Genomic DNA, 20,094 nt, shown 5'->3' with positions numbered 1-20,094 from the left:
ACGAGAGGTGTGCTCCCCGGAAACTCCGGGGGGAAGGATTTCTCGGCACTGCACCCGATCGATGTCGACCGGTGCTATTTGTCGCGCGCGAAGGCCCGTACCGGTCGGCGGGACGCCGGGCCGGTACGGGCCTTCGGGGGGACTACCTGACGGGCAGCGGGGGCTTGACCGGCAGGTCGGGGAGGGCGACCGGCGGCTTCACTGGCGCGTCGACCGGCAGTTCGGGCGGGTCGACGGGCAGCTCCGGCGGGTCGACCGGCAGCTCCGGCACGCCGCCGGGGAGCGCCGGGAGTGCGGGCAGGCCGGCCAGGTCGGGCGCGGGGAGACCGCTGCCGAGCACGGTGGCGACGGCCAGGTTGACCAGTGAGGTCAGGGTCGCGGTCACCTGCGGTACGACTCCGCCGGCGTCACCCGAGGTCACGGCGGCGAGCAGACCGGCGACGGCCTTCTCGACCGTGGCGAGGGCGTCGTCCACGACGTCTGCCGGCGCGGCAGCGGCCGCCTTCGCCCCGGCGGCGACGGGCAGGCTCACCGGCGGCTTCACCGGCAGGTCCGGAGCGGGGAGGTCCGGGGCCGGGAGGTCCGGGGCCGGGAGGTCCGGGGCCGGGAGATCGGGTGCAGGGAGGTCCGGGGCCGGGAGGTCCGGGGCCGGGAGGTCCGGAGCGGGGAGGTCCGGAGCGGGGAGGTCCGGGGCCGGGGTGTCCGGCAGTGGGGCCGGGGCCGATTCCTTGGCCTGTTCGACGGCCGCCGCGATCTTCGTCTTGAGGGCGTCGGCGTCGGCAGCGGGCAGCTGGCCTTCGTCGGCCTTGAGGGCGGCGGTGACCAGTTCGGTCACGGGGGTCGTCACGGAGCCGAGGTCTCCGAGCGCCTTGGCCTGGGTCAGCAGGGCGGCGGCTTCGGGGAGGGGTGCGTGGGCGGCACGGTCTGCCGCGGAGGACGGATGGTGTTCGCCGGCGAGGGCGGGTCCCGCCGCGCCGAGGGTGATGGCGACGGATATCGCCAGGGCCGTGAGGCGGCGGGTAGCCAGGGGACGCATGCTTGTTCCTTTTCGTGGTGCAGGGGACAACTGCTCTCCCACCGTGCCTGCGGGTATAGCCCTCCGCAACCGGAGAACTACTGAGCGCCACGTCTCCGTTCGAGTGAATCACCCTGTCCGGCCTGCCCCCCGAAGGGGCGTACGCCGTTGCACCGAACGGCGCACGACGGTGCGGCCGAACGAGTAGCCCACCAGTCCCCGCAAGGGAAAAGCCGGTGCGCCCACCCCGTCGGGGTGGGCGCACCGGCTTCGGAAGGACCGATCCGCTGTGCGAGATCAGACGTTGGCGCAGAAGTTGCCGAAGGTCGGGTTCAGCGCGCCGATGACGCTGACGGTGTTGCCGCAGACGTTGACCGGGATGTGCACCGGGACCTGGACGACGTTGCCGGAGCCGACACCCGGGGACTTCACGGCCGCGCCCTCGGCGATCGAGTCGGCGGCGGCGACACCGGTGGCACCGGCGACGGCGGCGGCGGCACCCACGGTCAGGACAACGGCCTTGGCGATACGGGACATGAAGAAGAGCTCCTCGATCGAATTCATCCAACTCGGACTGCGCGGACTGTTCGGCCCGGCTCTCTCAACAACGCATCCGGCTTTCATCGGTTGCTCTCCCGAACGGGTGACGTTCAACCGATCTTTGGGCCATAAGAGGGCCATTGGAGCGACTGGGCGTGGAATGGCGCAACACGCTCAACGAGGAACCTGCCACCCGGATACGGGAGTTAGCGTTTCCGAGCATCTAATGCTTACTATCGCCCCGCGTCGGGGTTATAACGTTCCCGAACGTTGCTTCCGGGCCGGCCGCGCGTTCACCCATTTCGTGCGGACGACACCTCCCCCTCTCCCGGCCTTCTCGGGTCTTCCCCTCCTCCTCTCATCAAAGCGGAGAACCTCTATGCGGAATTCAGCGTTTCCTGCTGTGCGTCGCAGTGTGTTGTGCGCCCTGTCGTGTGCGGTCCTGTCCGCCGCGCTGCCGGCCGCCTCCGCCGCGCCCCAGCCCGGTGAGGCCGCCCGCGTCCCCTTCGCGCCGCGGTACGAGGCCGAGCAGCACGGCGGGATCGTGCGGGCCGCCAACACCGCGGCGAAGGGCCTGAAGGGCACCGAGTCGGTCAACGACGACTCCTCGATCGCGTATGTCGACGTGGACAGCGACCCCAACACGTACAACTCCAGCCGCGCCGAGCTCCCGGTGCCCTCGGGCGCCCGGGTGAGCTGGGCCCGGCTGTACTGGGGCGGGAACCTGCGGGTGGGCGAGCAGAAGCCGCCCGCGGACAACGGGCGCGTCCTGATCGCCGAGCCCGGCGGACAGTACAAGGCACTGTTCGCCGACAGCCTGATGGGCCACCGCACCGCCGGCGGCGCCGACGCCTTCCAGGCCTCCGCCGACGTCACCGAGCTCGTCCGCTCGGCCCGCTCGGGCGAGTGGACCGTCGCCCAGGTCAATGTGGCCATGGGGCGCTCGAAGGTCGGTGGCTGGGGCGGCTGGACGCTCGTCGCCGCGTACGAGAAGGCCGCGGAACCGCTGCGCCGGCTGGCCGTGTGGGACGGTTTCGAAACGGTCGGTCCCGGGACTGGTGAGCTGCGCGTCCCGGTCGACGGAAACCGATATCCGAAGGGCACGGGCGGACGGCTCGGAGTGGTCGCCTATGACGGTGACCGCGGCACTTCCGGTGATTACCTGGAGGTCGGCACAAGCGCGTCCGAGAGCGTCCGAATGGCCGATTCCGCTAATTCCTCCGACGACGTCATGAACTCCAGCATCACGGAATTCGGCACCGGTCGGACAGTCCGCTCTCCCGATGGTACGAACACTCTGGGGTACGACTCCGACGTGTTCGATCTCCGGGGGGCGCTGCGCGAGGGAGCCGACCGTGTCCACGTCCGGTTCGGCAGCCGGGAGGACACCGTCTGGCTCGGTGCGCTCTTCCTCCAGGCTGACGTCCGGCGCTGACGTGCGGTCTCCACTAGCGCCGGACCCCGCGTCCGTCACCGTCCTGCACGCGGTCCAGCCCGGGGACGGCGGGGTCGCCCGTGTCGTCGTCGACCTGGTCCGCGCCCAGCGCGCCGCCGGCCTGCGGGTCGCGGTCGCCTGCCCGCCCGGCACCGTCCTGTCCGCCGCCGTCCGCGCCGAGGGTGCGCAGACCCACGACTGGCGGGCCGGCCGGGACCCCGGTCCCCGACTGGTCCGCGAGACGAGGGAGTTGGCCCGGGTGATCCGTGCCGTCGGCCCCTCGCTCGTCCACGCGCACAGCGCCAAGGCCGGGCTGTGCGCCCGACTCGCCCTGCGCGGGCGCATTCCGACGGTGTATCAGCCGCACGCCTGGTCCTTCGAGGCGGTCACCGGGACGACCGCCTCGCTCGCCCGCCGCTGGGAGCGGTTCGGCGCCCGCTGGGCGGACCGGATCCTCTGTGTGAGCGAGGCCGAGCGTCGTACCGGCGAGGCGGCCGGGGTCACGGCGGACTGGTCCGTCGTCCACAACGGTGTGGACGTGGCCCGGTTCGCGACCGAGGGGCCGCCCGGCAACCCCGTACCCACCGTCGTCTGCGTGGGCCGGCTCTGCCGCCAGAAGGGGCAGGACGTGCTTCTCGCCGCCTGGCCCGCCGTCCTCGCGGAGGTGCCGACGGCCCGTCTCGTCCTGGTCGGCGACGGCCCGGACGGCGAGCGGCTGCGCGCGGCGGCGGGCCCGTCGGTCCGCTTCACCGGCGCCGTCGACGACACCGTCCCCTGGTACCGGGCGGCCGACGTGGTCGTCCTGCCGTCCCGCTGGGAGGGCATGGCGCTCGCGCCACTGGAGGCGATGGCGAGCGGCCGGCCGGTCGTCGTCAGCGACGTGGACGGGGCACGCGAGAGCCTGCCGCCCGACCACGCGTCCCTGTGCCTGGTCCCGCCCGAGGACCCGGCCGCGCTCGCCGCCGCCCTCGGCCGCCTCCTCGGCAGGCCGGAGCTGCGGCACCGACTGGGCCGAGAGGCCCACGCACACGTACTGAGCAGTTTCGATGTCCGGCGCACCGGCGCTGCCGTCGCGGGCGTCTACCGCGATCTCGCCGGCGTGCGGGGGGCCGAACACAGAGAGCCGATTGCGCAGTGACCACGGAAAGTACCAGCGTTCCTTCCCCGGGCCCCTGGCCCACGGCGGGCCAGGCCTTCGGCCTCGCCTCCCTCGCGCCGCGCCGCGGCACGACGGACCGGCTCACGCTGCCGCGCCGCCCTGCCCGTCGGCGGTCCGGCGCCCCGCCGCTCGTCGCCGTCGACTGCCTCGCGGTCCTGGCCGCCGCCTCGCTGCTGAGCGCGGTGCACCAGGACGCCCGGCTGCTGCTGCCGATCGCGGCGCTCGTCCTCGTCCTCGACGGGCACGGCGGGCTCTACCGGCCGGCCGCGCAGGCCCGGCTGCTCGACGAGCTGCCCGCGCTCGCCTCCCGCGCCGGCGTCGCCTGGTGTCTGGCGGCGGCGGCCGTCGCCGCGTACTCCCCCGCACTCGTGATCGGGCCACTGCGGCTCTGTGCCGCCTACGCCACGCACGTCGCCGTCGTGTGCCTGGTACGCGCGCTGCTGCTGGCCCGCAGGCGGCGGGTGGCTCGGGAGCATCCGCGCTCGGCGCTGGTCGTCGGCGCGACGGGGGCCGCGCGCCGGTTCGCCGCCGCGGCGGCCCAGCACCCCGAGTACGGGATGCGGCCGGTCGGGATCGTCGGCGTGCCGGAGCAGGGCGGCGCTCCCCGGTCGGCTGGGGAGGCCGGGCTTCCGGTGCTCGCCACGACCGAGGAGATCCATCGGGCCGTCATCCAGAACAGCGTGCGCGACGCGGTGTTCCTCGACGACGACCCGGGTCTGGTGACGCTCTTCCAGCACTACGGCTGCACGACGTGGCGGGTGGGCGGCGAGCGGCAGACCGGGCCCATGGGTGAGCACCTGTGGGGGTACGCCCGGCACCGCATCGTCCCGCTGGGCGAGCGCCGGGGGCTGACCGCCAAGCGCGCGCTGGACATCGCGCTCGCCGCTCCCGCGCTGGCGCTCGCGCTGCCGGTGCTGCTGCTGTGCGCGCTCGCCGTGCGGCTCTCGGACGGTCCGGGGGTCCTCTTCCGGCAGGAGCGGGTGGGCCAGCACGGCCGTCACTTCACGCTCCTCAAGTTCCGCACGCTGCGGCCGTCCGACGACACCGAGTCGGCGACCCGCTGGAACGTGGCGGGCGACCGGCGGATGAGCGCGGCCGGCAGCTTCCTGCGCAAGAGCTCGCTGGACGAGCTGCCGCAGCTGTGGAACATCCTGCGCGGGGACATGAGCCTGGTCGGACCCCGGCCCGAACGCCCGTACTTCGTCGCCCAGTTCAGCAAGATCCACACCGGTTACGCGGCCCGGCACCGGATGCCGGTGGGGCTGACCGGTCTGGCGCAGGTGCACGGGCTGCGCGGCGACACCTCGATCGAGGACCGCTGCCGCTTCGACAACCACTACATCGACCACTGGTCGCTCTGGCAGGACGTCTGCATCCTGCTGCGTACGGCGGCCGGGCTCGTCCGACCCACAGGGAGCTGAGGATGGCCACGGCCGTGACGCCGGTGCCGGCGGTCGACCCGGAGGTACGGATCGGGGCGTCGGCTCCGGCGCTCCGTCCCGACGTGCGGGACTGGGTCCGCCGGGCCGGGGCGCTGTCCCCGGTCCTCGTCGTGATCGCGCTGCTGCTCGTCCCGGGCGGCGGCGGCGCGCAGGGCGGCACCGGCGGCACCGGCACGATCGCGGACGCGGCCTCCGGGCTCCTCGTCCTGATCTGCCTCGTGCGGCTGCTGCGCGGCGGCGCCCGGCCGCTGACCCGGGCGGCGGCCGTCGTCCTGGGCCTTCCGGTCCTCGGGATCTGTATCGCGGCGATCACCTCGAACGACCCGGCGGCGAGCCTGCCGGGCGTCGCCCGCTACGTACAGATCTTCGTCCTGGTCCCGGCGGCCGTGCTCCTGATGATCCGCGACCGGCGGGACTTCGCCGTGGTCGCCTGGGGGCTCGTCGGCCTCGCGCTGCTCCAGGGAGCGGTGGGGGTCGTCCAGTACCTGACCGGCACGGGCGCCTCGTACATGGGCGAGGACATCCGGGCCGTCGGCACCTTCGGGCCGACCGATGTGATGGGCATGGCGACGGTGGTGGCGTACGGGCTCGTCGTCGTCACCGGGATCGCGCTCGGCAGCGGGCCCGGCCGGGCCCGGACGGCGGCGCTGGTCTGCGCGGGGCTGCTCTTCGTGCCGCTGGTGCTGTCCTTCAGCCGGGGCGCGTGGATCGCGACCGTGCTCGCGTGCGGGATCCAGCTGCTGCTGGCCGGGCCCCGGCGGGCGGCGCGGGTGGCGCTCGCGGCCGGAGCGCTCGGGGTCGTGCTCGTCGGCGGTCTCGGCATCGGCTCGGCGATGGTGAAGGAGCGGGTCGCCAGCATCACGCAGGTGGCGGCGGCGCCGGACCAGTCGGTGACGGACCGGTACACGATGTGGGCGGCGGCCGGGCGGATGTGGAGCACGGATCCGGTCACCGGCGTCGGGCTCAAGGGCTTCCCCGCGTACCGCGACTCGAACGCCTCGCTCGCCCTCTCCTCCGGCAGCGACACGGCCGGCGCGGGCGCCGCCTTCCAGCGGCAGCCGCTGCTGTCCCCGCACAACATGTACCTGCTGGTGCTGAGCGAGCAGGGCCTCCTGGGGCTGTTCGCGCTGGCGGGCAGCTGGGTGGCGCTGCTCGTCGGCGCGCTGCGGCGGCGGCGCCTCGGCGCGGACTGCGCGCTGGTCGCCTCGGGTCTGCTGTCCTGGCAGCTCATCGACTTCTTCTACGCGGACATCGGCGGTCCCTCGACGGTGCTGATGTCGGTCGTGTTCGGCCTGGCGGCCTGGTGGTCGCTGGCGGAGGTGCGGCGTGCGTGATCCGTGGGCCGGGGAGCCGGAGCCCACGGACACCCCGTGGCCCGGCGCCCCGCGCCCCGCTTCCCGGCCGCCCTGCGGCACCCCGCTGACCGACCCCTGGCCGACCGCGCCTCCGGGCCCCACGGACTCCCCGTGGGCCTCGGAGGCCTCGGTGCTGCCGGGGGCGGGAGCGGAAGCTGGGGCTCGGTCCGGGGCTGGGACGGGGACCGGTACGGGGACCGGTACGGGGACCGGTACGGGGACCGGTACGGGGACCGGTACGGGGACAGCCGTACGGGCGGAGCCGGTGCGGGTGCGGGCTCCGCGCGGCCGTCGGGCGCACGCCCGGGCGCGCGTGCGGTCCGGGGCCGACCGGGTGCAGGGGCGGGGCTTCCTCGCGAAGGCCGCCGCCGTGACCGCCGTGCTCACCGCCGTCGGGGCCCTGCTCGGGCTCGTACGCGACCAGATCCTCGCCGGGTACTTCGGCGCGGGCGCGGAGACCGACGCCTTCCTGGTGGCGTGGACGGTGCCCGAGTTCGCCTCGACACTGCTCATCGAGGACGCGCTCGCGCTGATCCTGGTCCCGGCCTTCTCCCGGGCGCTCGCCCGCCGTTCGGGCAGCCTGTTCGGGGATCCGGTGCGCGCCCTCGTGCGCGGCACGCTCCCGAGGCTCACCCTCGCCGTCGCGGTCGCCGCCACCCTTCTCATCCTGGCGGCGCCGCTGATCGTCTCCGCCCTCGCGCCCGGACTGCCCGACCCGCGGCTCGCGGTCGACTGCACCCGGCTGACCGCGACCTGCGTGCTGTCCTTCGCGCTGGTGGGGTACTGCTCGGCGGCCCTCCGCGCACACGGCTGCTTCCTGCCGCCGGCCGCGATCTACGTGGCGTACAACGTCGGCATCATCGGCACGATCCTGGTGCTGCGCGAGCCGTGGGGGGTGCGGTCCGCCGCCGCCGGGGTCGCGGTCGGCGGGGTCCTGATGGTCCTCGTCCAGGCCCCGTCGCTCCTCCGCGAGCTGCGCGCCCGCCCGGTGCCGAAGGAGGAGCCGACCACGCTCGCGCCCGACGGCGGGCGGGCCGGGCAGGAGGGGCGGATCCTCGTCCTCGGGCTCATCGCGCCCGTCGTCGCCTTCTCCCTCTGCCGGCAGTCCCAGACGCTCATCGAGAGGTTCCTCGCCTCGCCGCTGCCTGCCGGGGCCATCTCGCATCTGAACTACGCGCAGAAGGTCGCGCAGATGCCGATGATCCTCTCCCTGATGCTGTGCACGGTCAGCTTCCCCGTGGTCGCCCGCGCGCTCGCCGCGGGCGAGACCGAGGCGGCCCGACGCCGGGTCGAGCGGGACCTGCTGCTGGCCGCCGTCGTCGTGCTCGTCGGCGCCTCGACGGTGATCGCCGCCGCCCCCAAGATCGTCGAACTGCTCTTCGAGCGGGGAGAGTTCGACCGTACGGACACCGTCGCCACCGCCGCCGTCATGCGCGTCTACTCCCTCGGCCTCCTCGGCCAGACCATGGTCGGCGCCCTTGTCCGCTGCTACTTCTCCGCCGCCCGCCCCCTCTGGTACCCGGCCGCCGCCATGGCCGCCGGGCTCGTCACGACCACCCTCGCCGGGATCCCCGGAGCCCACTACTGGGGCGCGGTCGGCATCGCCGCGGCCAACGCCCTCGGCATCACCTGCTCCGCCGTCCTGCTACTGCGCGGCGCGCATCGCCAGACCGTGCCGGTCCGGGTCGACCGGCTCGGCGAGGGGCTCCTCCGGCTCGCCACCGCCGGCGCGTGGGCCACCGGCGCCGGCTGGCTCTGCTCGGTCGGGATCGGTTCCCCCGCCCTGTCCGTCACCGTCGCCGCGGCCGTCGTCATCGGCGTCTTCCTGCTCTTCATCGCCTGCGCCGCCAAGGCGCCGGAGATCCCGCCCCTGCCCCGCTCCGCCTCCCGGAGGACCGACCATGCCCGCCCCCACCGCGCTGCGCCGACTGCTGCCGAAGCCGCCCCTGTGGGTGAAACCGCCCCTGTGGGTGGCGATGTACCACTCGATCACGGACCCCGGTGACGACCCGTACCACGTGACCGTCTCCCCCGTCCGCTTCGCCCGGCAGATGCACTGGCTCGGCGACCGGGGACTGCGCGGGGTCTCGGTGCGGGAACTGCTCGCCGCCACCGCGGCCGGGTGCGCCAAGGGGCTCGTCGGCCTCACCTTCGACGACGGCTACGCCGACTTCCTCGACTCGGCGCTGCCGCTGCTGCGCCGCCACGGCTTCACCGCCACCGTGTACGTCCTGCCGGGCCGGCTCGGCGGCGAGAACGCCTGGGACACCGAGGGCCCGCGCAAGACGCTCCTCGACGAGGACGGCATCCTGCGGATCGCCGCGGCCGGCATGGAGATCGGCTCCCACGGCCTCACCCACGTCCCGCTCACCGAGGCCGACGACTCGGAGCTCGCGGCCGAGACCCGGCGCAGCCGCGAACTCCTGGAGGAGATGACCGGCGACACCGTCGACGGCTTCTGCTACCCGTACGGGAAGGTCGACCCGCGCGTCATCCACGCCGTACGGAAGGCCGGCTACCGCCACGCCTGCGCGATCGACCCCGGCCCGCACACCAGCGCGTACGCCCTGCCCCGCGTCCACATCGGCGAGGACGACACGTCCTGGCGGCTCACGGCCAAGCGCGTGCTGCACCCGCTGCGCCGCCGCCACCCCGTCGACGTCTTCCCCTCGCAGGCCCAGGCCGGACCCGCCGTGGTCGGTGCGCCATGAAGGTCCTGCACGTCATCACCGGCCTCGGCATCGGCGGCGCCGAGCAGCAGTTGCGGCTCCTCCTGCGCCACCTCCCGGTCCAGCACGGGGTGGTGACCCTCACCAACCCCGGCGCGGTCGCCGCGGGCATCGAGTCCGACGGCACCCCCGTCACCCACCTGGGCATGGTCGGCAACCGCGATCTCGGCGCGCTCCCCCGCCTCGCGCGGATCGTCCGCCAGGGCCGCTACGACCTCGTCCACACCCACCTCTACCGGGCCTGCGTGTACGGCAGGCTCGCGGCCCGGCTCGCCGGGGTCCGCCGCGTCATCGCCACCGAGCACTCGCTCGGCGAGGCCCAGATCGAGGGCCGCCCGCTCTCCGCCGGCACCCGCGCCCTGTACCTGGCCTCCGAGCGGCTCGGCACGTCCACGGTCGCCGTCTCGCCCAGCGTGGCCCGCCGCCTCGCCGACTGGGGGGTGCCGCCGGCCCGCATCCAGGTGGTGCCCAACGGCATCGAGACCGGCCGCTTCGCCTACGACGCCCGCGCCCGCCGCCTCACCCGGGGCGTCCTCGGCATCCCCGAGGACGCCTACGTCGTCGGCGGGGTGGGGCGGCTCGCGCCGGGAAAGAAGTTCGACCGGCTCGTCCGGGCCGTGGCCTCGGTGCCGGAGGCCCGGCTGCTCCTCGTCGGGGACGGCGAGCACCGCGAGGAACTGCTGCGGGTGGCCCGGGAGTGCGGGGCCGCCGACCGGGTGCTGCTCGCCGGGGCCTGCGAGGACCCGCCGTCCGTCGCCTCGCTCGGCCCCTCGCTGCCCGAACTGCTCTCCGCCATGGACGCCTTCGTGTCCACGTCCCCCGACGAGACCTTCGGACTCGCCGTCGTCGAGGCGCTGGCCGCGGGCCTTCCCGTGCTGTACGTGGCCTGCCCCGCGATCGACGACCTGCCGCCGGACGCGGCCCCGGGCGCGCGTCGGATCGGCGAGTCCGTGCCCGAGCTGATCTCCGCGCTGCGCGGCATCCGGGACGCCCGGCTCGCCCGGCTCCCGCAGCCGGCGGCCGCCCGCCGCTACGACATCGCGCGCAGCGCGGGGCAGTTGCTGTCCCTCTACGACCAGGCCGTCCACGGCACCCCCTCCCCCGCGAAGTGAGAGAGCCCGCACGATGAACACCACCCCAACCCGCGCCTTCCCGCCCGCCGGCCTCCGCCGCCCCGGCCGCTGGGCCGTGCTGCCCGCCGCCGTCCTCGCCGGAGCCGCCCTCGGCGGCGGGTACGGAGCGCTCAAGACCCCGCAGTACGCGGCGATCAGCTACGTCATCGTCGTACCGGCCGAGAAGTCCGACCCGGCGGCTGCGCTCGGCTTCGCCCAGGCCTACGGGCGGGTCGCCACCGACATCGCGGTGACCGGCGACGCCCAGGTGTGGGCGGGCGTCACCGCCGACACGCTGCGCAAGAACGTGCAGGCGGCGACGTCCCCCGACGCGCCGATGATCTCGATCACCGCCCGGGCCGAGAAGCCCGCGAAGGCCGTGTCCATGGCCGACGGGGTGGCCCGCGCGCTCGTCCTCAACAGCACGCACGTCGCGGGCAGCACGGGCGTCAAGGTCGTCCAGTTCTCGCGCGCCACCAAGCCGGTCTCCCCGGTGTCCCCTTCCGCGCCGCTCTCCGCGCTCGTCGGCGCCTGTGCGGGCGGGCTCCTCGGGGGCCTGGTCCTGCTGGTCCGTCCGAAGCGCGGCACCGCGCGCGGCGAGGCCCGCCACTCACGGCAGACCCCGGCGGCCCCGGGCACGCCGGGCGCACCCGCCTCCTCCGCCGCGGTGCCCGCCCCCGCGGCCGCCTCGCACCAGCCGGAACCGGAGGCGGTGTGACCCCGAGAACGCTCCGGACCGAGATCTGCCGTGACGAGGAGCGGTTCGGGGGGCTGGCGGCCGAGTGGACGGCGCTGTACGGGCGCTGCTCCTCCGCCACCCCCTTCCAGTCCCACTCCTGGCTGCACTCCTGGTGGCTCTCCTACGGGCGGCCCGGTGCGCTGCGGGTGGTGCTCGTACGACGGGAGAGCGGCGAACTCGTCGCCGCCGCGCCCCTGATGCGGGCCGGCGGGCCGCTGCCCGTCCTCACCCAGCTCGGCGGCACCATCACCGACTTCACCGACGTCCTCCTCCACGACGACTGCCCCGAGGCGGCGTCCGCCCTGGCCCGGGCGCTCGCCCGGGCGGCCGGGGGCGCGGTCGTCGACCTGCGGGAGGTGCGCCCCGGGGCGGCGAGCGAGCAGGTCTTCGCGCACTGGCGCGGGCCGCGCCGCCGGCTGCCCGACTCGCTGTGCCTGGAGCTGCCCGCCGTCCCCATGGAGGGGCTGCTCGAACGGATCCCCTCCGGGAAGGCCCAGCGGGTCCGCGCCAAGCTGCGCAAGCTCGACGCCCTCGGCATCGACTCGCACGTGGTCACCGGGGCCGAGGTCCCCGCCGCCCTCGACCGTCTCCTGAAGCTGCATCAGCTCCAGTGGCAGGGCCGGGGGGTGACCGCCGAGCACACGAGCAGGCGGTTCGCCCAGCACCTCACGCGGGCCGTTCGGCCCATGGTGGAGCGCGGCGACGCGATGGTCACCGAGTTCCGGCTCGCCGGGGACGTGGTCGCCGCCGACCTGACCCTGATGTCCCCCCGTCTCGCCGGCGGCTACCTGTACGGCGCCGATCCGGCGCTCCGGGCCCGCAAGGTCGACGTGGCGACGATGCTCCTCCGCCACGGTGCCCGTGAGGCCGGCACCGGCGGCCGGGCCACGCTGAGCATGCTGCGCGGCACCGAGGCGTACAAGCAGCACTGGCGCCCCGAGGCCGTCCGCAACCAGCGGCTGATGCTCGCCGGACGGCGTACGGCCCCGCTCCTGTGGCTGCGCGCGGGCGCCGCGGACGGCCGCCGCTGGGCCGCCCGCCAGGCGCGGGAGCGGGCCTGGGTGGGCCGCGCGCTGTCCCGGCTCCCCGGGCGGACGCCGAACGGCGGCGGATGATCTCCGCCGCCGTCCGGGTCGGGCCTGGTCCGGTCAGAAGGGCCAGACGCCCTGCAGCGCGTCCTTCCAGTCGAGGTCGACCTCGTCCTTCCAGGAGTCCTTCGGGACACAGACGGGCCCACCGATCCAACTCTCGACCCACGAACCGAGGTTCACGGTCCAGCAGTCGGGCTTCGGTTCCGGCTTGGGCTCGGGCTTGGGCTCAGGCTTGGGCTCGGGCTTCGGTTCCGGCTTGGGCTCAGGCTTCGGTTCCGGCTTCGGTTCCGGCTTGGGCTCGGGCTTGGGTTCCGGTTTGGGCTCGGGCTTCGGTTCCGGCTTGGGCTCAGGCTTCGGCTCAGGCTTCGGTTCCGGCTTCGGTTCCGGCTCGGGCTTCGGTTCCGGCTTCGGTTCCGGCTTCGGTTCGGGCTTCGGTTCCGGCTTCGGTTCCGGCTTCGGCTCGGGCTTCGGCACCGGGACCGTCGGATCCGTCGGCTCGACGGGATCGGTCGGGTCGACGGGCTCGACCGGGTCAACCGGATCCACGGGATCGACCGGATCCACGGGATCGACCGGGTCAACCGGATCCACGGGATCGACCGGGTCAACCGGGTCAACCGGATCCACGGGATCAACCGGGTCGACAGGGTCGACCGGGATTTCCGGAACCTCGGGGATCTCAGGAACCTCGGGGATCTCAGGAATCTCGGGGATCTCGGGGATCTCCGGTTCCGTCCCGAACAGCATCTGCCGGAACACCAGGGACGACCGCGGATTGTCGTCGCACTGCCAGACGCCGTGCGGACAGTAGTCCGTGATGGTGTGGTACAGCGGCTTGTGGAGCTTCATCCACTCCAGCATGCGCCGCATGTACACGGGATTGTCGCCGTTACGGAAGAGCCCCCATTCGGGATAGGAGATCTGCTTTCCGTGTTCCGCGGCGAAATCGACCTGCTTCTGGAGCCCGTAAGGCTCGCTCACGTGTTCGTCGAAACTCATTCCCGGCGGCTGGTCGTACGAGTCCATGCCGATGATGTCGACGACGTCGTCGCCCGGGTAGCACTCGGTCCACGGCACGGCGTCCCGGCCGCGGCTCGGGTTGAAGTCGAAGCGGAACTCCTGTCCCGGGACGGAGCGCATCGCGGTGACGATGCGGTTCCAGTACTTCTTCCAGGCCGTGGGGTCCGGCGCGCACCGGTGGGTGTACGTCGTGCCGTTCATCTCCCAGCCGAGGACGATGACGGTGTCGGTCGCCCGGAGCCGGACGAGCCGCTCGGCGAGGGCCGTGAAGTGGTGGTCGTAGTACCCGGCCGCGCCCAGCTGGAGCTGGCGGCGGACCTCGTAGTCCGAGACGCCGGCCTCGTTCCGCTCCAGCATGGGGACGTTGAGGACGAAGAGCCGGTCGTCCTGCTCGTTGCGCCAGTCCGCCCAGGCGTCGAGGAAGCCGGGCGGGCCCTCGATGTTCTTCCAGAGGTCGCCCGGCAGGTAGGTGTGGCCGACGCGGAGTTCGCGGCCGCCGAGCCAGCGTTCGAGCTGCCCGATGCGGGCGACCCCGAGTGCGCCCGAGTCGAGGAAGGCTCCCATGGCGCTGGAGAGAGTCGGACCGGGGTCCTTCGTCGTTACGGATTCGGTGGCATGGGCCGGGGACGACAGGACGACCGATCCCGAGGCGAGGAGACCGGCGGTGAACACCCCCAGCCACGCTCTCGATGTTCTCCGCTGTGCAGCTGCCATGGCCGCTCCTTCACGTCGCTCGCTTTTTGATGATCCGTCAATCCGATACTCCGAAAGTATTCCTAATGAGCCGACCGTGAACTCGACTTCCCTCTGATCAGTAGTCCATTAGAGGATTTCATCGCCCAGTTGGGGCACCCGAGATGAAGGGCATGCCGTGCCGCGCCGTCAGAGTTTCGACACCCGCGTCCCCACCGTCCTCGTGCGGCTCGACCGGAATCCCTTCCATCACGGCACTCTCGGCGCCGCGCGATCACTGGGGCGGGCAGGAATTCCGGTGCACGCCGTCATCGAATCGAGCACCAGTCCGGTCGCCCGGTCCCGATATCTCCGCTCGGCCCGCACGGGCCCGGCGACGCCGTCCTCCGTCGAGCTCGCGGCGCTGCTGACCCGGATCGCCGACGAGTTCGACGAGGCCCGGCCCGACGAGCCGTCACATCCCGTCCTGCTCCTCCCCCTGGACGACGTCAGCGCCCTCGCGCTGGCCCGGCGGCGCGCCGCCCTCGCCCCACGCTTCCTGCTGCCCGAGCAGACCGAGGAGCAGCTTCTGCGGGTCGCGGACAAGGCGGGGCTCGCCAGGACCTGTGCGGCGCTCGGCCTGCCCCATCCGCGTACCGAACTCCCCACCTGCGCCGACGAGGCCGCCGCCATGGCCTGGTCGCTCGGCCTCCCGGTGATCGCCAAGTGGAGCCGGCCCTGGCTGCTGCCGGCCGGCCGCGGGCTGCGCAGCACCTCGCTCGTGCGGTCCCTCGCGGAGGTGAGGGAGTTGTACGACCGCGCTCCCGAGGCCGGAAGCCGGCTGCTGCTCCAGGAGCTCCTGCCGGCAGGCCGGGACCTGGACTGGTTCTTCCACGGGTACGTGGACTCCGCCGGCGGCTGCGCGACGGGGGCCACCGGGCGCAAGGAGCGCTCCTGGCCCGACGGCGCCGGTCTGACGGCCGTGGGCCGCTGGACGGAGAACGAGGCCGTGGAGCGGGCGGCCCGCGAGCTGCTCGACGCGCTCGGCTACCGGGGCGTGTGCGACCTGGACTTCCGGCTCGACCCGTCCACGGGCGCCTACCACCTGCTCGACTTCAACCCCCGGCCCGGCGCGCAGTTCCGGCTCTTCACCGACTCCGAGGGCCTGGACGTCGTGCGGGCGGCCCATCTGGACCTGACGGGCCGTCCGGTGCCGCCGCACTCCCCGGCGTACGGCCGGCGCTTCGTCGTCGAGAACTACGCGGCGCTCTCGCTCGCGACCTCGCCGCGCCGCCGGTACGCGGCCGAGCCCGGGGCATCCCGACGGTCGGGCACCGAGCGGGCCTGGTTCGCGGCGGACGACCCGTGGCCCGCGCTCGCGATGGGCCGTGCCTGGCTGGCGCACCTGCTGCGCAAGGCCTGGGGAGCGGTGGCCCGGCGCCTCGGGGCGGGCCGGACCCGGCAGCCGGCCGCCGTCACGGCGCCGCCGCCCCGCACCACCCCCGACCAGCTCACCCCACGATGAGAACGATGAAGGCGGAAGGCACGATGTCGAAGTCGATGTACGACCTGGTGGTCGTCGGGGCCGGTCCCTACGGTCTGTCCGTGGCCGCGCACGCGGCGGCCCACGGGCTCGCCCTGCGGACGTTCGGCCGCTCGATGGAGTCCTGGCACGCCATGCCCCCGGGCATGTTCCTGAAGTCGGAGCCCTGGGCCTCGCACCTCTCCGACCCAGAGGGGGCGTACGGGCTCGACGCGTACGCCGCGACGCGGGGCGTCCGAGCCGAGCACGGCGTGCCGCTCCCGGTCGACTTCTTCGCCTCGTACGGCGACTGGTTCGCCCGCCAGGCCGTGCCCGCCCTCGACGAGCGGCTGATCACCTCGGTCGCCCCCGTCGCCGAGGGCTTCGCGCTGCGCACGGAGGACGGCGAGTCGCTCCGTACGCGGACGGTGGCCCTCGCCGTCGGGGTGCTGCCCTTCATGGAGATCCCCGGACCGCTGCGCGACCTCCCCCGGCGGTACGTCACGCACTCCAGCCACCACGGCGAGCTCGACCGGTTCGCCGGGCGGGACGTGACCGTCGTCGGTGCCGGCCAGGCCGCCCTGGAGACGGCCGCGCTCCTCACCGAGCGGGGCGCCGCGAGCGTCCGGATCGTCGCCCGCGCGAACCGGCTGAACTGGAACACCCTGCCCCCGGCCCTCCACCGCGGGCCCTGGCGCTCGGTGCGCGCCCCGCACACGGGCCTCGGCTGCGGCTGGCGCAACAAGCTCTACGCGGACACCCCGGGGATCTTCCGGCGGCTGCCGGCCGCCAGGCGCGAGCGGATCTTCGACTCGGCGCTCGGCCCGGCGGGCGCGTGGTGGCTGCGCGAGCGGTTCGCGGCGGTCGGGGACGTACGGCTCGGGCAGCGGATCACGTCGGCGACGGTCACCGGGGACGAGCGGCTCCGGCTCGACATCGCGGGGCCCGCGGGGACGTCGGTCCTGGAGACCGACCACGTCGTCGCGGCGACCGGCTTCACCCCGAGCCTGGAGCGGGCGGGGATGCTCGACCCGGCGCTGCGCGGGGCTCTGCGGACGGTCGGCGTGGTCGGCGCGCCGGAGGTCGGCGGCCTCTTCGAGTCCTCGTGGCCGGGTCTCTTCCTCGCCGGGCTGCTCACGGCCCCGTCGTACGGGCCGTCGATGCGGTTCGTGTTCGGCGCCGAGTACACGGCGGGCCGGCTGGTGAAGGGGGTCCGGCAGCGGCTGCGGTCGGGCGCCCGGGGCGGGGCCGTCGGCCGGCCGCGTACGGCCGCGGAGGCGCGGGTCACGGCGTAGGGCGCCGACGCGGGGCCGGCCCCGGAGAGCGGGTGCTCTCCGGGGCCGGTCCGTGTGCCTGCCTACTGCTGGGGACTCAGTGGTTGATGCAGACGTTGCCGATCGCCGGGTTGATCGCGCCGATGACGTTGACGCTGTTGCCGCAGACGTTGATCGGGATGTGGATCGGGACCTGGACGACGTTGCCGGAGAGGACACCCGGCGAGCCGATGGCCACGCCGTGGGCGCCCGCGTCCGCGAAGGCGGGCGACGCCGCACCCATGGCCATGACGATTCCGGCGACGACAGCCGCGACCTTCTTGCAGTTCATTGCGTCTGGATCCTTTCTGTGACGGAAGACATTTCAGGGAAGACAACGAACAGGTCACGGAAAGGAAACCGCAATATCGACGACTTTCGTTCTTTCACTCCATTGCACCATTGCGCGCGCAGCACAGGGCCGGAGGGAACTGGACGTTCCCTCCGGCCCTTTCGTGCGCGGTGCGGATCAGCCGTTGTAGGCGCCGTTCCCGGAGAGGACCGGGATGTCCTCCAGGATGTGCGACAGCGGCTCGTCACCCTTGGCCTGGGTGGAGTTCTCCGCGCACTGCTGGTTCTGCGGCGAGGAGAGGACGTTGACGTCCTGGACGGCGACCGGGACGAGGATGCCGAGGACGGAGCCGACGTTGCCCTTGACCGGGACGCCGAGGCACAGCTTGTTCAGCGAGCCCTGGACGGCCGAGAACTGCGGGCTCATGTGGCCGGCGGTCTTCGAGTTGCCGAAGGACTGGTGGGCGCCGTTGCCCGACAGCGACGTGGTGCCGCCGTCGTTGGCGATGGCGAGCGCCGGGGAGGCCGCCGCGGCGGAAGCGCCGACAACAGAGGCCGTCACAGCCGCAGCCGCCATAATCTTCTTGATCACGGTGATTCCGTTCCTGTTCCCACCAATCGACCTGATTGATGCGACGGGATCAACTGCGGCCGGGAGCTTTGGTTCCGGCGCTTCACCCGTTCGACTGGAGCCCCGTTTCGCGCTGCCGAGTGCGCTCGGCCAAGGGAGTGACACAGCGGAACCCCGAGGTCCGGGGCCAGTTGATCAGGGGGCTCCCTGCACGGAGCCGGTTCTAGAAGGGAACTCCCGTGATCAAGAAGGTTATGGCCACTGCGGCCGCGGCCGTCTCCATCGTCGGCGCCACCGCCGCCGTGGCCTCCCCCGCCCTCGCCATCGCCAACGACGGCGGCACGACGTCGCTGTCGGGCAACGGCGCGCACCAGGAGTACGGCAACTCCGCCACCTACGGCAACATGAGCCCGCAGTTCGCGCTCGTCCAGGGCTCCCTGAACAAGCCGTGCATCGGCCTGCCGGCCAAGGTCAACGCCGGTTCGCTCATCGGCGCCATCCCGATCGCCGTCCAGGACATCAACGTCCTGTCCTCCCCGCAGAACCAGCAGTGCACCGAGAACTCCACCCAGGCCAAGGGTGACGAGGCCCTGTCGCACATCCTGGACGACATCCCGGTCCTGTCGGGCAACGGCGTCGGCAACAACTGACGTACCGCTCACGCGTGAGGGGCCGCCCATCCAGGGCGGCCCCTCTTCGTTTCCCGCTGCTCGCGTCCCGTCAGGAGCGCGGCCAGACGGGGGTGGCCATGAGGCGTTCCCACTCCCGGTCCGGCATTCCCGGCACCGTGCGCCCCGCCTGCACCCACTGTGTCACCAGTGCGGAATAGACCGGGAAGGGTGTGCGGTCGACGATCGGTGGGTCACTCACATATCGGCTCTTCGGAATGAAGGCCATCCGTTCCCATTTCCCGGGACCCGGCGCCATCTTCGCTCCCTCCACTGCGATTCACGCATCATTACACAGGCGCCGCAGGAGAGTGATTCGCTCTGACCATGTCGCGTCGGGCACCTCTGTACGAGCGGGTCCGAAATAGCGTGCGGGCATGAATTTCCCGCGCCTGAAGGGGCCACGGAGTCTGCTGCTCGCGCCCGCGGCCCTCGCCGCCCTGGCCGCTCTCGTACCCGGCGCCCTCGCCGTGGCCCCCACTGATCTGCCCGAACCGGAACAGGGGCTGAACCTCCTGGTGGTCGGCATCGACACCCGCAAGGGCGTCACCGAGGAGGAGAAGGAGCGCTTCCGGCTCGGCGGGACGGCGTGCGACTGCACGGACGTGATGATGCTGGTGCACGTGTCGGCGGCGAACGACCGGGTCGACGTGGTGAGTCTGCCGCGCGACTCGCTCACCTCCTTCCCCGCCGACCACCGCGACCGGCGGACCGGGAAGGTGCACGCCGCCCACCAGGCGAAGATCAACAGCGCCTGGGCGGAGGGCGGTTCGTCCTTCACGGTGGAGACCGTCGAGTCGATGACGGGGCTCCCCGTCCACCGGTACCTGGAGATCGACTTCCGGCGGTTCATGGACACCGTCGACAGCGTCGACGGCGGGGTCTCCATCTGTACGGCGGAGCCTCTCAAGGACCCGTCGACCGGCATCGACCTCCAGCCCGGGACCAAACGCGTCGGGGGCGGTGAGGCGCTCCAGTACGTCCGCTCGCGGAAGGCGGACGGGCAGATGGACTTCGGCCGGATCCAGAAGCAGCAGAAGTTCGTGGTCAACACCCTGGAGCGGCTCCGTGAGGGGATGCTCGACGACACTGAGCAGCTGATCGCCCTCGCCGCGACGCTGCGCGGGACGGCCGCGGCCGAGCGCGGGATCTCGCCGGAGGAGCTGCTGGAGCTCGCCGACCGGCTGCGGGAACTGCCGCCGGACCGGATGGCGTTCGCGACCGTGCCCGTACGGGGCTTCAACCCGAACATCGCGGGTGTCGGGTCCACGCTCGCCTGGGACGTGGAAGGCGCGGCGGAGGTCTTCGGGCGGCTGCGCGAGGACCTGCCGCTGCCGGCCGCGGAGGAGGTCGCGCCCAGCACGATCCCGGTGGCGACGTACCGGCCGGCCGAGGGGTCATCGCTCATCTGCCCGTAGTC

General features: G+C 73.2%; 19 protein-coding genes. 13 read left to right on the top strand and 6 right to left on the bottom strand.

Features of this window, described 5'->3' with window-relative positions; genetic code table 11:
• Positions 1 to 142: 142 nt before the first annotated feature.
• On the bottom strand, positions 143 to 1,036 hold the full coding sequence (locus tag IE124_RS24000; protein WP_189510022.1) for a hypothetical protein: 894 nt from the start codon (positions 1,034 to 1,036) through the stop codon (positions 143 to 145).
• 276 nt (positions 1,037 to 1,312) lie between these two features.
• Positions 1,313 to 1,552 carry a chaplin gene (locus tag IE124_RS23995; protein ID WP_189510333.1) on the bottom strand — a complete coding sequence of 80 codons (240 nt, stop codon included), beginning with the start codon at positions 1,550 to 1,552 and terminating at the stop codon, positions 1,313 to 1,315.
• A 406-nt stretch (positions 1,553 to 1,958) separates the two neighbouring features.
• Between IE124_RS23995 and IE124_RS23990 the strand changes: the two genes are divergently transcribed.
• The 9 genes from IE124_RS23990 (at position 1,959) to IE124_RS23950 (ending at position 12,641) form a co-directional block, all read left to right on the top strand.
• Positions 1,959 to 2,990 (top strand): DUF3344 domain-containing protein, encoded by a 1,032-nt coding sequence (locus tag IE124_RS23990; RefSeq protein ID WP_370468809.1) that lies wholly within the window; start codon positions 1,959 to 1,961, stop codon positions 2,988 to 2,990.
• A 1-nt stretch (position 2,991) separates the two neighbouring features.
• Entirely contained in the window at positions 2,992 to 4,128 is a 1,137-nt protein-coding gene (locus IE124_RS23985; protein WP_189510020.1) for a glycosyltransferase, read from the top strand.
• Positions 4,125 to 5,570, top strand: a complete 1,446-nt coding sequence (locus tag IE124_RS23980; protein ID WP_189510019.1) for a sugar transferase — start codon at positions 4,125 to 4,127, stop codon at positions 5,568 to 5,570. The genes IE124_RS23985 and IE124_RS23980 overlap by 4 nt, the downstream gene beginning before the upstream one ends.
• 2 nt (positions 5,571 to 5,572) lie before the next feature.
• Positions 5,573 to 6,925 (top strand): O-antigen ligase family protein, encoded by a 1,353-nt coding sequence (locus IE124_RS23975; RefSeq protein WP_189510018.1) that lies wholly within the window; start codon positions 5,573 to 5,575, stop codon positions 6,923 to 6,925.
• Positions 6,926 to 7,217: 292 nt separating this feature from the next.
• A complete protein-coding gene (locus IE124_RS23970) occupies positions 7,218 to 8,951 on the top strand; it encodes a lipid II flippase MurJ (RefSeq protein WP_370468814.1) in 1,734 nt (577 codons plus the stop codon).
• Positions 8,848 to 9,657 (top strand): polysaccharide deacetylase family protein, encoded by an 810-nt coding sequence (locus tag IE124_RS23965; RefSeq protein ID WP_189510017.1) that lies wholly within the window; start codon positions 8,848 to 8,850, stop codon positions 9,655 to 9,657. Before IE124_RS23970 ends, IE124_RS23965 begins: the two co-directional genes overlap by 104 nt.
• Positions 9,654 to 10,787 (top strand): glycosyltransferase, encoded by a 1,134-nt coding sequence (locus IE124_RS23960; protein WP_189510016.1) that lies wholly within the window; start codon positions 9,654 to 9,656, stop codon positions 10,785 to 10,787. The genes IE124_RS23965 and IE124_RS23960 overlap by 4 nt, the downstream gene beginning before the upstream one ends.
• 13 nt (positions 10,788 to 10,800) lie before the next feature.
• Entirely contained in the window at positions 10,801 to 11,505 is a 705-nt protein-coding gene (locus IE124_RS23955; protein WP_189510015.1) for a YveK family protein, read from the top strand.
• The gene (locus IE124_RS23950) at positions 11,502 to 12,641 is read left to right on the top strand and encodes a GNAT family N-acetyltransferase (protein WP_189510014.1); all 1,140 of its coding nucleotides are present in this window, start codon (positions 11,502 to 11,504) and stop codon (positions 12,639 to 12,641) included. The genes IE124_RS23955 and IE124_RS23950 overlap by 4 nt, the downstream gene beginning before the upstream one ends.
• Positions 12,642 to 12,674: 33 nt before the next feature.
• Here the strand turns inward: IE124_RS23950 and IE124_RS23945 are convergent, their stop codons facing one another.
• Positions 12,675 to 14,351: a glycoside hydrolase family 26 protein gene (locus IE124_RS23945; protein WP_189510013.1), complete on the bottom strand. Its 1,677-nt coding sequence runs from the start codon at positions 14,349 to 14,351 to the stop codon at positions 12,675 to 12,677.
• A 157-nt stretch (positions 14,352 to 14,508) separates the two neighbouring features.
• Between IE124_RS23945 and IE124_RS23940 the strand changes: the two genes are divergently transcribed.
• Both IE124_RS23940 and IE124_RS23935 read left to right on the top strand, forming a co-directional pair.
• Positions 14,509 to 15,834: a carboxylate--amine ligase gene (locus IE124_RS23940; protein WP_189510012.1), complete on the top strand. Its 1,326-nt coding sequence runs from the start codon at positions 14,509 to 14,511 to the stop codon at positions 15,832 to 15,834.
• A gap of 35 nt (positions 15,835 to 15,869) precedes the next feature.
• Positions 15,870 to 17,126 (top strand): SidA/IucD/PvdA family monooxygenase, encoded by a 1,257-nt coding sequence (locus tag IE124_RS23935; RefSeq protein WP_189510329.1) that lies wholly within the window; start codon positions 15,870 to 15,872, stop codon positions 17,124 to 17,126.
• 76 nt (positions 17,127 to 17,202) lie between these two features.
• On the opposite strand, the gene IE124_RS23930 is transcribed toward IE124_RS23935, so the two are convergent.
• Positions 17,203 to 17,436 carry a chaplin gene (locus tag IE124_RS23930; protein WP_189510011.1) on the bottom strand — a complete coding sequence of 78 codons (234 nt, stop codon included), beginning with the start codon at positions 17,434 to 17,436 and terminating at the stop codon, positions 17,203 to 17,205.
• Positions 17,437 to 17,613: 177 nt separating this feature from the next.
• Positions 17,614 to 18,027: a rodlin gene (locus tag IE124_RS23925; protein ID WP_189510010.1), complete on the bottom strand. Its 414-nt coding sequence runs from the start codon at positions 18,025 to 18,027 to the stop codon at positions 17,614 to 17,616.
• Positions 18,028 to 18,245: 218 nt separating this feature from the next.
• On the opposite strand from IE124_RS23925, the gene IE124_RS23920 reads away from it, so the two are divergent.
• Positions 18,246 to 18,656: a rodlin gene (locus tag IE124_RS23920; protein ID WP_189510009.1), complete on the top strand. Its 411-nt coding sequence runs from the start codon at positions 18,246 to 18,248 to the stop codon at positions 18,654 to 18,656.
• Between the two features lie 70 nt (positions 18,657 to 18,726).
• Here the strand turns inward: IE124_RS23920 and IE124_RS23915 are convergent, their stop codons facing one another.
• A complete protein-coding gene (locus tag IE124_RS23915; protein ID WP_189510352.1) occupies positions 18,727 to 18,876 on the bottom strand; it encodes a hypothetical protein in 150 nt (49 codons plus the stop codon).
• A 175-nt stretch (positions 18,877 to 19,051) separates the two neighbouring features.
• On the opposite strand from IE124_RS23915, the gene IE124_RS23910 reads away from it, so the two are divergent.
• Positions 19,052 to 20,092, top strand: a complete 1,041-nt coding sequence (locus tag IE124_RS23910; protein ID WP_189510008.1) for an LCP family protein — start codon at positions 19,052 to 19,054, stop codon at positions 20,090 to 20,092.
• Positions 20,093 to 20,094 lie beyond the last annotated feature (2 nt).

Origin of the sequence: Streptomyces narbonensis, from assembly GCF_014649015.1 — a bacterium.
Taxonomy (GTDB): Bacteria; Actinomycetota; Actinomycetes; order Streptomycetales; family Streptomycetaceae; genus Streptomyces; species Streptomyces narbonensis.
The sequence above is the reverse complement of the archived record's forward strand: the minus strand, read 5'-3'. Positions and strand labels throughout refer to the sequence as shown.